The 12,922-nt window shown below is 44.4% G+C and carries 10 protein-coding genes; 3 read left to right on the top strand and 7 right to left on the bottom strand.

The window, feature by feature from the left end:
• Positions 1-45: 45 nt before the first annotated feature.
• Entirely contained in the window at positions 46-2,022 is a 1,977-nt protein-coding gene (locus MCG46_RS04045) for an endonuclease/exonuclease/phosphatase family protein (RefSeq protein WP_240277899.1), read from the bottom strand.
• 161 nt (positions 2,023-2,183) lie between these two features.
• Here MCG46_RS04045 and MCG46_RS04040 point away from each other — a divergent pair, with 161 nt between their 5' ends.
• The 3 genes from MCG46_RS04040 (at position 2,184) to MCG46_RS04030 (ending at position 4,491) form a co-directional block, all read left to right on the top strand.
• Positions 2,184-3,089 carry a LysR family transcriptional regulator gene (locus tag MCG46_RS04040; protein WP_240277898.1) on the top strand — a complete coding sequence of 302 codons (906 nt, stop codon included), beginning with the start codon at positions 2,184-2,186 and terminating at the stop codon, positions 3,087-3,089.
• A gap of 45 nt (positions 3,090-3,134) precedes the next feature.
• The gene (locus MCG46_RS04035; protein WP_240277897.1) at positions 3,135-3,734 is read left to right on the top strand and encodes a hypothetical protein; all 600 of its coding nucleotides are present in this window, start codon (positions 3,135-3,137) and stop codon (positions 3,732-3,734) included.
• Between the two features lie 283 nt (positions 3,735-4,017).
• The gene (locus tag MCG46_RS04030; protein WP_240277896.1) at positions 4,018-4,491 is read left to right on the top strand and encodes an NADAR family protein; all 474 of its coding nucleotides are present in this window, start codon (positions 4,018-4,020) and stop codon (positions 4,489-4,491) included.
• A gap of 75 nt (positions 4,492-4,566) precedes the next feature.
• Here MCG46_RS04030 and MCG46_RS04025 read toward each other — a convergent pair whose 3' ends face one another.
• The 6 genes from MCG46_RS04025 to MCG46_RS04000 all read right to left on the bottom strand — a co-directional run bounded on the left by MCG46_RS04025 (position 4,567) and on the right by MCG46_RS04000 (position 12,900).
• Positions 4,567-6,333, bottom strand: a complete 1,767-nt coding sequence (locus tag MCG46_RS04025) for an alpha-glucosidase C-terminal domain-containing protein (RefSeq protein ID WP_240277894.1) — start codon at positions 6,331-6,333, stop codon at positions 4,567-4,569.
• A gap of 3 nt (positions 6,334-6,336) precedes the next feature.
• The gene (locus MCG46_RS04020) at positions 6,337-7,302 is read right to left on the bottom strand and encodes a carbohydrate kinase family protein (RefSeq protein WP_240277892.1); all 966 of its coding nucleotides are present in this window, start codon (positions 7,300-7,302) and stop codon (positions 6,337-6,339) included.
• 376 nt (positions 7,303-7,678) lie between these two features.
• Positions 7,679-9,151, bottom strand: coding sequence for a glycoside hydrolase family 1 protein (locus tag MCG46_RS04015; protein WP_240277890.1), 1,473 nt, complete (start codon positions 9,149-9,151; stop codon positions 7,679-7,681).
• Between the two features lie 10 nt (positions 9,152-9,161).
• Positions 9,162-10,979, bottom strand: a complete 1,818-nt coding sequence (locus tag MCG46_RS04010; protein WP_240277888.1) for a glucose PTS transporter subunit IIA — start codon at positions 10,977-10,979, stop codon at positions 9,162-9,164.
• 101 nt (positions 10,980-11,080) lie between these two features.
• The gene (licT, locus tag MCG46_RS04005) at positions 11,081-11,956 is read right to left on the bottom strand and encodes a BglG family transcription antiterminator LicT (RefSeq protein WP_240277886.1); all 876 of its coding nucleotides are present in this window, start codon (positions 11,954-11,956) and stop codon (positions 11,081-11,083) included.
• Positions 11,953-12,900 (bottom strand): Gfo/Idh/MocA family protein, encoded by a 948-nt coding sequence (locus MCG46_RS04000; RefSeq protein WP_240277884.1) that lies wholly within the window; start codon positions 12,898-12,900, stop codon positions 11,953-11,955. Before MCG46_RS04000 ends, licT begins: the two co-directional genes overlap by 4 nt.
• Positions 12,901-12,922: the final 22 nt, after the last annotated feature.

Genomic DNA, 12,922 nt, shown 5'->3' with positions numbered 1-12,922 from the left:
TCAGAGTATGAAATCCCACAGCCCAGCCTAAGCCTTCATCCTATTTTATTCTTCTACAGTAATTAACAAAGATGACTCCACCCGCAGTTCACTGTCGCTGCACAATCCAATATAGGCCTTGCCCGGCTTCATCGCGGTGACCTGACCTTGTTCATCAACAACTGCGACCCGTTCATCCGAGGAAAACCAGTGCAGTGTGACATCGCTCGCCGCCTCCGGCAATCTCTCACCCGTCACCATTGTCTTATCTCCGACTTTCAAAGCTGCGGCTTCCGTATTCAGGAAAATGTTTTCTGTCGGCACCGCTTCCCGAATCTGAACGTCATCCAGCCACAATGTTCCTTCAGCACCGCTCAGCCTGAAGCTGAGATCCAATGAGTCCGCAGAATAGGCTGTAACAAAGTTCAAACTGTAAACCGCCCACTCCTCGCTCATGCACAGATTATCGTTCAGTGTAACCTGATGCGTTGAGATGGATTCACCGTTAGCCGTCTTCTGCGTCATTTCAATCGTAAAGTCAGTGCTGTTCAGCTGCTGCGCTTTGTGATCGAAAACAAGCTGATACGTTGTATTCCGCTTCACCGCGGCAGAGGTGCTCAGAACTCCATCAATGCCTGATCTGATTCCTGATTGGGTGAGCATCAGGGATGAACTGCCCGCTGTTTTTGCAGCAGTGTCCGCACCTAAAACAAATGCAGCCGTTCCGCTGTGTTCTTCCGCCTGCTCTACCGTCCAGTTCCAGCCTTCCGGCTGATTCCCATTCCAAACTTCAAAACTGCCCTGCGGCAAACGATTGGCAGAATCAATCTGCGGTGACAATGGATCCCCAAAAATCTGAATTTCAGTGATTTCATAACCTTGGTTCGCGGCCTTTTTCCCCGACAGCTCCAAGCGGACAAACTTGACTGGCTGGTTATTCACCGCAATGGCATCGCTGTCTTTCACATCCTGAATTTCAGCAAGAGTTTGATAGTTTTCGCCGTCCAGAGAACCGGAAACTAGATACTGTTTGGCTTTCACCGTATCCCACAGCACATTGATCTGATCAACTACGTACACCCGATCCAATTCAATCGTAATGAATTGCTGATCTGCAGCATCGGACACCCACGGTGTTTTCGTGTCATAGTCCACAAGCAAATACGGAGAGATTTCTTCATTCAAAGAAGAAACGATGACATTTTGCCCCAGCGCCCGATTGTCAGAATTGGCAAGGCCTTCCACTTCACCCAGCAATTCAAATTCCGCATAGAACAGATCATGATCAGACAGATCACTTTCAACCCGCTGAATATCTGTGATCCGCATATTCTTTGTACATAAGACATTGTCTATCGTAAAAACATTCATGGACGGATCATCCGCTTCTCGATAGGTATCATACCACATGGACTTATATCCGTTCGCTACGTTGAAGTTATCCAGAAACATCGAATATTCATATTCATGCTGATCGGTATTGAAATCTCCGGTAATCACTTTGTACTCCATCGGATCAGCATTGACCCGCTGAATAACCTGTGCAATCTGACGGCGGCGCAGATCAAGATTTTCCCAGCTTAGATGCGTATTGTATAACGCGATCTGAACTCCGTCTTTCTCGATGACCACCCGTTCCAACGTCTTTGTTGCCCGACTGCCGGTACTTTCTAACGGAATGGAACTAACCTGCAGCAGCTCGTGCTGACTCACGATGCCAATTCCAAAGGCCCCATCCGCAAAATCCCGGCCTTTGGCAAAATGAACGTAAGGAAAGTCATCATTCACAAAAGTCTGAGCCAGATCCTGTGAATTCCGGTTGTTCTGCACATCCACTTCCTGAATTCCAACAGCGTCAAGACGGTGCTTGGCCAGCATAGCCGCCATTGCCTGCGGATCCGGATGTTTTTGGGAAGCGATGTTCCATGTTCCAATCCGCAGCGTTACAGGACCGCTGCCCGAAGATGATTCCGGTACCGGGCTGCAGCCTGTGATCATGCCAAGGACAGCAAAGCTGATTAGTATTTTCTTAAACTTATTCATACATTCCTCCGGGTATTCTTTTCTATTCTGATTTCATTTTTCTTAACTATAGTGTACCCATGTTCTGCGGACTTGTCCATGTATGATTTCTTTCTATAAGTTGATTTTGATGATTCATAAATTCATCTTATGATATAATAAAATCAGAATCGAGGGATAGTATGCTGGATTATCGCCTAAAGACCTTTCTGCTTCTCAGCAAAACGCTGAATTACACGAAAACAGCCCAGCAGCTGCATATGAGCCAACCCGCCGTTTCGCAGCATATCCGCTACCTGGAACAAACCTACAACATCAAGCTGTTTGAGTATTATAATCGCCGGCTGCGGCTGACGGAAATGGGACAGCGGTTTTATCAGCAGGTTCTGGCGTTGGAGGTACAGAGTCAGGATATCATCGAACGGCTGCGGCAGGAACAGGAAAACCGTCGTTTACTGCGGTTTGACTGTACCTTCACTTTCGGCGAGTACATCATGCCGCCACTGATCTGCCGGTGGATGAAAGAAAATCCAAACACCGAGCTGTGCATGCGGATTCTGGGAACTGCCGCCTGCCTGGAAGCGCTGGATCAGGGAGAAATTGATTTCGCTTTGGTTGAGGGATTCTTTGACAAAGCGGTCTATGAAAGCCGGCTGGTGAAAATGACCCACATGGGTCTGGTTGTTCCCGTAGGCCATCCGCTGACGCAGAAAAAAGAGGTTATGCTGAACGACCTGATCGCTTATCCGCTGGTTGTGCGCCAGAAAGAATCGCGGATGCGCGGAATTCTGCCGACTGGATTGGCTGAACACAATTTATCCTATGAGAGCTTTGCCGGAATGGTTCAGTGCGGAAGCATGAATGTCATGAAGACGTTGATCAAAAATGGATGTGGCATCGGTTTTCTGCATGAAGATATCATCCACGCTGATCTGGTTGAAGGAACCCTGGTGGAGATTCCGGTTATCGATTTTGTTTTGAAGCGGGAGCTGAATATGGTTTATCTGCCGCATCATCAAGATCCGGGTCTGTTAGATCAGATCTTTCAGGATCTGAGTGAACATCTGCGGCAGCTGGGAACAAATTAACAGCCTTTCCAAAAGCGGAAATCATAAAAGACTGGGGATGGAGTAATGATGTGTAAAATTCTATTTCTGTTCTTATCCCTGTTGTTATTCGGCGGATGTTCTTTTCAGTCGGACGAGTTGCCATTGCCTTCGCCTGACTCCAACCTCATCAGCAGCAGCCCATCCACTTTGATCCCTGAACAGGAAGAACACGTTTTTTCAGATTATCCCGAAACAAAGAGTTTTCTTTATGTGTGTCATAACTGGAAGGAAAAGGACATTGATCCTCGGTTGGATTTGCCGGAAGGAGAATCTGATTTTTTAAGAGACAGCCTCGTTTTCGTTTTGTATCCTCAAAAAAAGGGCACCGCACGACTCTATATTACCAGTCGTTTAGAAACAGAATATAGTGAATGGATCGATGGTGAATATATCGCCTTGGGGAATCATGCCTATTCCTTTGCCGTACAATATGCCCGATGTACAGAGTACGGATTCGATGGTTGTTCTACTGAACCCTTCGCTACAGAAGGAGATATACTTCCAGGTTATTTTGTTATTGAAGAAGACACACTTTACTATTTAGGCCAATCTGATGATTTCTCAAACTATGATGATTATCCTGCTTGTGAATTTTACTTTGCGGATGAACTGCCTACAAGCTAAGGACTGACCTCGCTGAGGGTGTTGATCTTGCGAAAGTATGAGCAGTTTGCAGTCTCAATGAAACAAGGGTTGAGTGCAAGTGTAGGGGTTCGATACAGACCAACTTAAAATCTAGGATTTCCAAGCCTTATGCCTAATTGGAACGGAAAGTTTTATGTCTATAATTAGGATATTACAACATTCCAGGCTCTGAGGTACTGAAAAAAGTGCCGCTTGGTAAAAAAAGCTTATTTTGATCACACGATTTAGAACTTAACTTGCAATCCAGAAAGAGGGTGAAGTAATGAGAATGGTTTGTTTCCACAATCCAGAGGAATGTAATGGATATTTAAGCAATTGGTATTCTTCTTTTTTTACAGTAGATGATATCACGTTCTCCTCCATGGAACAATATATGATGTACCGCAAAGCTGTTTGTTTTCAAGATAAACAAACAGCGGCCAAGATTCTCAATACGAACGATGTTGCTCGTATCAAGGCTCTTGGCCGGCTTGTTTCCAATTACGATGACATTCATTGGAATGGTATTCGCCAAATTGTGGTTTACGAGGGATTAATTGCAAAGTTTTCCCAAAACGAAGACTTAAAAGAACAACTTAAGGCAACCGGAAATGCTGTTTTAGCAGAATGTGCAGTTAAAGACCGCATTTGGGGTATAGGCCTTTCGATGAATGATCCCGACAGACTCGACAAATCCAAATGGAAAGGTCAAAATCTGCTTGGATATACGCTGATGATGGTTCGCGAAAGATTGTAAAGCATGCTTCTTGTCAACAGCGGAAGTACAGGGGATATGATCGTGACAAAAAATCGATGAATGACAAAAACTACGTCATTGAATTGAATCAACGTCGCCTTCAACAATCAGCCATAGAAATTCGTACGCTTTAAGACCTAATGTTTTCTGACTGCCGCTGATCCGGCGGCCTGTCAGCAGTTCCCGTGCCTGTTCACCCTCATTAAATAAGGATGTCAGCGGACAGTATTGCGGAGATTCCGTAAAGTTGAACAAAAACAGCAGCCGCTGATTTTCACAGAATCGGCTCCACACCAACAATGCATCGTTGGCGGTATCCAGAATCTGCTCCTGTCCCCAGTTCCAGTTCGGATAATCCGATCGGACCCGAAGCATGGCTTTTAAACTTTGGAATATTCGGTATTCCAAGCTCAACGGTGAAAAGCGCTGTTGGGCTTTTTCTTCGATATAAACCGGTCTTTGCAGCCATCGTCGATCTTGTTCTTTGCCTGGATCCAAACGGAAGCTGACATCATTCAGCGCGCCCAGTTCATCGCCATCTGACAACAGCGGCATGCCTCTCATTGCCAGACTTAATCCCTGAAGCAGCAGAACACGCCGGCAGCTGTTTTCCAATTCATAAGGTTCATGATTATCCATCGCCCGGCCGCATCCAGCCCAGCTTGCCAAAGTTCCATAACAGCGTCCGCTCCCCGGATCGCTCTCCCCTTCGGCAAAACTGCCCAAAGCCTGTCCGGTATAGAAATCTGTCAAAAACTGCCGATGAGATTCAGGATTCCACCCGCGCATCATTGCCGCTTCCACGTTAAAATTCCAGCAGATGCCCTGATCACAGCCAACAGGATGAATCGCTATCGTTGACGGATTCAGCGCATGAAAAATCATATCCGCTCGCTGCATTTTCGTATCGCGGGTTGCCAGAGAATTCCAACCATTGATCATGGCTGCCTGATCGATGATGGCTGTGGCCCGCGGAGCACGCTGAGCCAGGATCTGTAAATCATGGGCTGCCGCTTCGCTGTGTCCGATCACCAGCACAGACGGACATACCAGCTTTCCAGCGGCGGCAAAAAGCGCAAACAAATCGGGAACCTGAGGATAAAGTAGCTGAGTTTTGCATTCTTTCCACATATGATCCAGCTGCCGCAGTTCAATCGCATCCACACCTAAATCAGCAAGAGAACAAAAGCGTTCCAGCACTGCGGTTAACACCTGGGGATTTTTATAATCCAGCAGCCAGCACTGAGTCTGTGGGTTGCGGTAAACATATTGATGAATTTTTTCCAGCTTATAAAACACACCGGTTTCATTTTCTTTGGAAAACGGACTGTAAAGAGATGCGAGTTTGGCATCAGCGATCATCCAATACCGCTGCTGCATCGCAGGATCCCCTTTTAGCGCCTGTCTTGCCCAAGGGTCATCAGCAGCGGTTCCGGACACGTCAAAATCCACTCCCACTGCGAAGCCTTCTGCATGCCAAGCGTCAATCAAAGTTTGAAGCAATTGCCGTGAATTTTGCGTATGTGGAAAAGGAACCTCGCTGAGCTGTACCCAGCCGATCCCTAACTCACGCAATTCCCTGGCCCGCATTGATATCTGTGCCGCAGACTGCACTGCGGAATAATCCAGCCGCATGCCTGCCGGTTCCATACTGAACCAGGATGTGCTGCGGTCCTTTTCACGATGAAGCGAGCTGCGGTTGTGCATCTGTTCATCCAGCATCGCCAAAAGCGCATCAAAAGTTTCTTCCTGAACATGAAACGGCTGATAGACCCGGAAGAAAGCCGCTTCCATTTCTGCCTTAAGCGGCTGCAGCCGCTGCAGGAATTCACCGGCGCCCATCGCTCAGCCCTCCGGCTGCTGATCCAGCAAAGCCTGTGCTTCTTCGGTTGTAACCAGGGACGGCATTCCGCCCTTACGGGTTACGGACAAAGCCCCGGAAGCATTCGCCAGCCGCAGCATCTGATAGACATCCTCGCCGCTGAGCTGTTCCAGCGTTTTTCCTGATTTCAGGAAACTGGCCAAAAAACAGCCTAAGAAGCCATCGCCGGCGCCTGTCGTATCCACGACAGATACCGGGAAAGCCGGGGCGTTGATATAGTAATCGTGAATTAAGGCATGACTGCCCTGACTGCCCTCGGTGATGAGGATCAGCGGTGTTTTATATTTTTTTGCGATCTGCCGTGCTCCTTCTTCCAGCGTCTCACAGCCGGTTAGAAAAATCAATTCTTCTTCCGCCACTTTCAGGATATCACAGAACTGCAGACCATGACGGATTTCATGCCGAGCTTCTTCTTCACTGTTCCACAGAGGCATCCTGAGATTCGGATCAAATGAAAGCAGCTTGCCTTTCTGCTGGGCATATTTGATGAGTTCAAAGGTCGTAATCCGCGCCGGATTATGCGTCATCGACACTGATCCATAATGAAAAATATCACATTCATCGATCGCCCGCAGATTGACTGCCTGACTTTCAATCATTGTATCTGCACCCGGATTGCGGTAAAAGCAAAAGGACCGCTCCCCTTTTTCATCGAGCTGAACGAAGGCCAGCGTTGTTTTATAGCGGGAATTGATCACCATATATTCCGTATCAACGCCCTCACCCTTGAGCTTTTCATTCAAAAACTGACCGAAGATATCGTCGCCGACCTCACCGATAAAGCTTGCCTGTACGCCATGCTTTACCGCAGCCACCGCCAAATTTGCGGGAGCTCCACCTGGGTTGCGTTCAAATATGATATTTCCATTTTCACTGACGCCGACCGGCGTAAAATCAATCAAGGTTTCACCAAATGAGCATATTTTCATCTTTAGTTCCTCCTGCCTAAGATCATGAGTCTCTCCTATCTTATTCTATCACGAACCGAACTTTTCCCAAACACTAATCGCAAGCGTTTTCATTGTCTTTTTCTTTTCCGCTCGCAAGAGCATTCACTTACGCTTTTCCCAAGACTGATTCCTTTTCTGCCTTAATCAAAAGAGTGAATGAATCGCTCTTTTACGTAAAATAGGGTATATTTTGAATTTCCATTTTTACAATAAAAGCCGTTCCCTGAAAGAATCGAAAACGACTTTTATAATAAACTGATTACATTTAAGGAAGCAAGCAGAAATCAGGCCCTTATCTTAAGAATAAATATTTATTCAGGTCATCAAATTTCAACTAGTTGGAATTCAATGCTGCTTAATCCAAATCTTCTCCATTGGATTCAATACATTTCTTATACCAGTAAAAACTGTCTTTGCGGAAACGATCTAATGTTCCCTGACCTTGATCATTCAAGTCGACATAGATCATGCCATAGCGCTTCCGCATTTCGCCGGTTGAAGCACTGACTAAATCAATGCAGCCCCATGGCGTATAAGCGATCAGATCTACGCCATCATCAATCGCTTGAGCCATTGCTTGAACATGTGCACGCATATAATCAATACGATATGGATCATGAACTTGTCCATTTTCCAGTTTATCAACAGCACCTAAACCATTTTCCACGACCATGATTGGAACTTGATAACGATCATAAATTTCGTTTAAACTGATGCGTAAACCGTCCGGATCCATCCCCCAGCCCCATTCAGAATAAGGAATGTATTCATTATAATACCCTAAAGATAAATTTCCTCCTCCGTCTTTTTTCGCTCCTTCATGTGTCGTATGACATGAGGTGGAATAATAACTGTAACTGAAGAAATCAACACGTCCAGCTTTCAAAATATCAGTATCCTGTTGGAAGAAAGCTTCATCCAATCCCAGCTGTCGCCACATTTTTTTGGCAAATGCCGGATAAGTCCCGCGAACCATCACATCCCCAGCATAATAGAAATAATTCTGCATTTTCTGCTGATTGGCGAGTACATCTTTAGGATCGCATGTCAGAGGGTAGGAAAACAAACCGGCAATCATGCATCCAATCTTAAGCTTTGGATAATGTGTATGTGCGTACTGCGTTACTTTCGCACTGGCTACAAATTTGTTATGAAGTACACGATAGCCTGCCCTATCCAATTCCTTAGGATAATCCGGAATAAAGGAAGATATCATTGTTGCACTGTTGATTTCATTAAAAGTCAGCCAATATTGAACATCATCTTGGTATTCCTTGAACAACGTCTGACAATATCTTTCATAATACTCGATTGTCCTGCGATTTTCCCATCCGCCCAATTCTTCCTCCAGCGTCAGCGGATCATCATAATGAGAAATCGTGACCAACGGTTCAATCTTGTATTTGCGCAATTCATCGAACACTTTATGATAAAAAGCAATCCCCTCTGGATTAGGTTCAGGATCGTTGCCATGTGGATAAATCCGCGGCCAAGCAATGGACATGCGAAACATCTTAAAACCCATCTCAGCAAAAAGGGCAATATCCTCCTGATAATGATGGTAGAAATCCGTGCCTGTATGATTTGGATAATAATAACCATCCAAGATTGCGGATCGAGCCTGTTCAGGAATTCGTTCTCCGACTTTACTTGTCGCTCCGGTTGTCCCATCAGGCAGAATGTAGGTTCGCCGACGCGGTGAATCTTTCGTTGCCCCGGTCGTAACATCTGTAGCCGCTAAGCCTCTTCCGCCTTCATTGTAGCCACCTTCATATTGATTGGCTGCGGTCGCTCCACCCCAAAAAAAGTTTTCTGGAAATTTTGTCATCTTGACCTCCTTATAGAATCGCCAGCATGTCATCACCATGGGCATGGTTTTCATGTCCCACTAACACGATGTCTAAATATTGATTGCTGTTGGTAATAATTACTGGAATTTCGCATGAAAAGCCCGCAGCTTCAATCACAGCTCGATCAAATTCTAATAAAAGCTGCCCTTTCTTGACAACATCGCCCTGGCTGATTTGTGTTTGAAAGCCCTGACCTCTTAAGTTTACAGTATTGATGCCGATATGAATTAAGACTTCTACCCCTTCTTCACTGGTAATGCCAATTGCATGTTTAGTTGGAAACAGAGTCGTAATCGTTCCGCTGATCGGAGCGTAGACTCGATTATCATCAGGAAAAATCAGACAGCCTTTCCCTAACGTTTCCGCTGCGAAGACTTCGTCACTCGAATCCGTCAGGGCCTGAATTTGCCCGTCAACCGGCGAAACAATCATGATTTTTTTATTATCCGCCGGCTTTTCTTCTGAAGGAAACGGATCTTCTTCTGTTTTGTAGGTCAACAAGGATAAAGCAAAGGCAACGGCGAACGGAACAGCGACAATCAGGGGCAAGATAAAGACATTGGGAGCCGCAGGATTCAAAAAGCCTAATAAACCAAGCAGGCCCATCCCCGTATAAGCATACATTTTAATCCCCATTAAGCCGCAGATCAGACCACCGGCAGCACCGCCGACACAGGTCATTACCAATAATATTTTACGTGGAATGATAATGCCGTACATTGCGGGTTCTGTGACTCCCAAAATGGCTGAAACCAATGCACTGGCACTTTGTGAACGTGTTTTTTCTGACCGACTTTTTAAGACAATTGCCAATAAAGTACCGCAGACGGCATAAGTAGCTCCCGTTGTCATCGCCAGCATTGCACTTGGATTGCCTGCTATCAAATCATAGAAAGCAAACATACTGATGATGCCATGCATTCCAAACATGACCAGAATTTGCCAGAGACCGCCAATGATCATGCCTCCCAAGATTGGCGAAAATTCAAAAACAAAGCTTAAGATATAATTTAAACCCACACCAGCAAGATTTGCGATTGGACCAATGATGACAAAAGTAATCGGGAAACAGATGATTAAGGTCAGCATCGGTGTCAGAAAACCTTTTAACAATCGATGAATATGTTTATCCAGAAATTTATATACAGGAATGGCAAGCACTAAACCGAACATTACTGGTAAGAAACTTGAAGTATAGGTGGCATTGACAATAATGCCAAAGAAGCTTAAATCTGTTCCCTGGATTGTCGGATAGGTTAAAGCCGCCCCAAAAAGCAACCCAAAATAAGGATCAATATCAAACTTTTTCGCAACATTAAAACCTAAAACTAAAGGTAAAGAATAGAAGATACAATCCCCTGCAGCGTTCATGAGTTGATAAATACCAGAATCTGCTGAAATTCCAACAAATCCTGCAAGAACCAACAAACCTTTGATGATACCACAAGCGCATAATAGGTTTAACGTCGGTCCCATTCCAGCCATAATTACACCCAAAAACAGATCAATCAGCGATTTTTTTTCCTTCTCTGTTTTCTTCACAGCCTTGGTTTCACGATTTCCAAGTTGAGTACAGACTTCATCATAAACTTCAGTAACATGTTCACCGATTACTACCATGTACTGCCCGGCTGCTTTGACAACGGTGATGACCCCTTCCATGTTTTTTAAAACTTCGTCCTTGGCTAACGACTCATCTGCTAAAGTAAAACGCAGGCGGGTAACGCAGTGTCTTAAATCCTGTACATTTTCTTTTCCTCCAACATTTTTCAAAATATCAGAAGCTAAATTCGTATACTTTCCCATCTAAATTTTCCTCCTTTTCAAATTTTTTCAGGTTTGAAAAATGAGGTAAAGCCAACTTAATGTAACCATCCTTCCTTTTCCAAGTATATCTCAATTTCCGCTCAGCGTTCTGAATGTCCCTCCTTTCTTTGAATAGCGCTTTTTGTAACTGCGGAATGAATATGGATTGTAAGATACATCTTCTCCTCATCTGAAATCCGATAATCAAATTTATCTAAGAGAAATTGTTCGATTTTCTCTGAACAAGCATAAGCACTTTTATATTTCTCAAAAATGAGCTTGGAAAGTTCACTGTTATCCTGCTCACCGACTTCCTCATTCCTTAGAATTCTTCTAGCAAAGTATTTTAAATGAGTAATAAAGCGGTAATAATAACCCGAACTCTCATCAAGTTCCACTTTGAAGAACATTCGGATGATCTTGATGATATCCTGAATCAGTTTCGTGATTCTCATTGTTTCATCCAAGGTTGAATCTTTGGTTTCAGCATTGACGATATGCATAGCAATATAAGCCGCTTCATCCAAAGGAAGCTCAATTTGAAATTTCTTTTCAATCATTTCTTTTGCAAGTAGACCGATTTCATATTCTTTCTCATAGAAACGCTGAATTTCCCACATCAAACCATTAGAAATGCTGAAACCTTCTCGATAACGACGCATTGTTCCGTAGATATGATCAGCTAGAGAAATGATCAAGCTGTCGCTTAATTTGAGTCCCATACTGACCCGTGCCATCTTGACAATTTCATGGCTTAAAATCACATAATCTAAAGGGATATCGGTTAACAGCTGTTCTAATTGGCTGAACAGCTTACTGTCCGGCATCATCACAAACATCTGTGTGACTAATGTGGGATCAATCTCTTCACCGCATTTCTTTTTATAAGCGATACCTTTTCCACAGACAATTTGATCATTGCCATTTTCATTGATAACAACAGCGGCATTGTTGGTTAAGATCCGATGAATTTTCATTTTTTTCCCCTTTCTATCAGTTTTATACAAATTAGTGTTTCCTGCATAGCCTGCTCAAGCAGCTTTATTTCTCTGTTTTCAAACAAGTCTGCGAGTCTGCATAATTCATCATTGTAATCAGCTGTGCCGCAGACCTCCGTCGGTTTTTTCTGATTAAGAACCAGTTGCGCCTTTTCACAATACATCGGCGCGCTGTTGCAGTAAAGATAACCCTTCTCCCCTTGTATAAGACAATAAGGCTGTCCGTTAGAACATTTTGACAGAGTATTGACGGCTGTGAACTGTGGATATTTCAGCAGCAATACTCCGCTCAAATCTACTCCGTTAAATCCTGACAGAGCGTGATACTGCAGTGTCTGCGGCTCGCCAAACAGGCCAATGAGAAAGTGCAGTGTATAAATACCGAAATCTCTCAGTGCTCCGCCAAATTGAGCATCAAAAACCGGCGAAATCTGACCTTTTAGATAAGCGTCATACTGTCGTGAATAATGCGATAAATTAGTGGAAACCAGTCTAACTTCCCCAATTTCCGATAACTGGGCTTTTATTTTTCCAAAGTTGCTTGTCATCACGCTTCTGGATATTTCAGCCATCATCAACCCTTGCTTTCTAGCCAACTCGATTAATTCTATGGCCTCTGTGAATGATGTGGTAAACGGCTTTTCACACAGGACATGTTTATTGGCCAAAAGACATTTTTTTACATATTCATAATGATATTGATTCGCAACAGCAACATAGACGGTATCAAAACGATCATCCCTTAAAAATTCATCCGGATCAGTACAGAGAGTATCGATATGATTTTTCTGCACAATTGCCTTTCCTCTTTCAGCACTGACGCTGCGGCAGTACAATGCTGGACAATGATAGCGGTTTGTTGCTTGAAACATTGTAATCATGGCTGACACAATATTGCCCGACCCCATAATCCCAAGATTCATGTCCTATTCCTCCTCTGCAAAC

The organism is Holdemania massiliensis, assembly GCF_022440805.1.
Lineage (GTDB): Bacteria > Bacillota_I > Bacilli_A > Erysipelotrichales > Erysipelotrichaceae > Holdemania > Holdemania massiliensis_A.
This window is presented reverse-complemented; position numbering and strand designations above follow the sequence as displayed.

What these genes read in the sequence shown, in the direction of transcription:
- MCG46_RS04010 (WP_240277888.1), bottom strand. Translation starts at nt 10,979, where the DNA reads ATGGGAAAGTATACGAATTTAGCTTCTGATATTTTGAAAAATGTTGGA.
- MCG46_RS04035 (WP_240277897.1), top strand. Translation starts at nt 3,135, where the DNA reads ATGATGTGTAAAATTCTATTTCTGTTCTTATCCCTGTTGTTATTCGGC.
- MCG46_RS04045 (WP_240277899.1), bottom strand. Translation starts at nt 2,022, where the DNA reads ATGAATAAGTTTAAGAAAATACTAATCAGCTTTGCTGTCCTTGGCATG.
- MCG46_RS04015 (WP_240277890.1), bottom strand. Translation starts at nt 9,151, where the DNA reads ATGACAAAATTTCCAGAAAACTTTTTTTGGGGTGGAGCGACCGCAGCC.
- MCG46_RS04030 (WP_240277896.1), top strand. Translation starts at nt 4,018, where the DNA reads ATGAGAATGGTTTGTTTCCACAATCCAGAGGAATGTAATGGATATTTA.
- MCG46_RS04020 (WP_240277892.1), bottom strand. Translation starts at nt 7,302, where the DNA reads ATGAAAATATGCTCATTTGGTGAAACCTTGATTGATTTTACGCCGGTC.
- MCG46_RS04040 (WP_240277898.1), top strand. Translation starts at nt 2,184, where the DNA reads ATGCTGGATTATCGCCTAAAGACCTTTCTGCTTCTCAGCAAAACGCTG.
- licT (WP_240277886.1), bottom strand. Translation starts at nt 11,956, where the DNA reads ATGAAAATTCATCGGATCTTAACCAACAATGCCGCTGTTGTTATCAAT.
- MCG46_RS04025 (WP_240277894.1), bottom strand. Translation starts at nt 6,333, where the DNA reads ATGGGCGCCGGTGAATTCCTGCAGCGGCTGCAGCCGCTTAAGGCAGAA.
- MCG46_RS04000 (WP_240277884.1), bottom strand. Translation starts at nt 12,900, where the DNA reads ATGAATCTTGGGATTATGGGGTCGGGCAATATTGTGTCAGCCATGATT.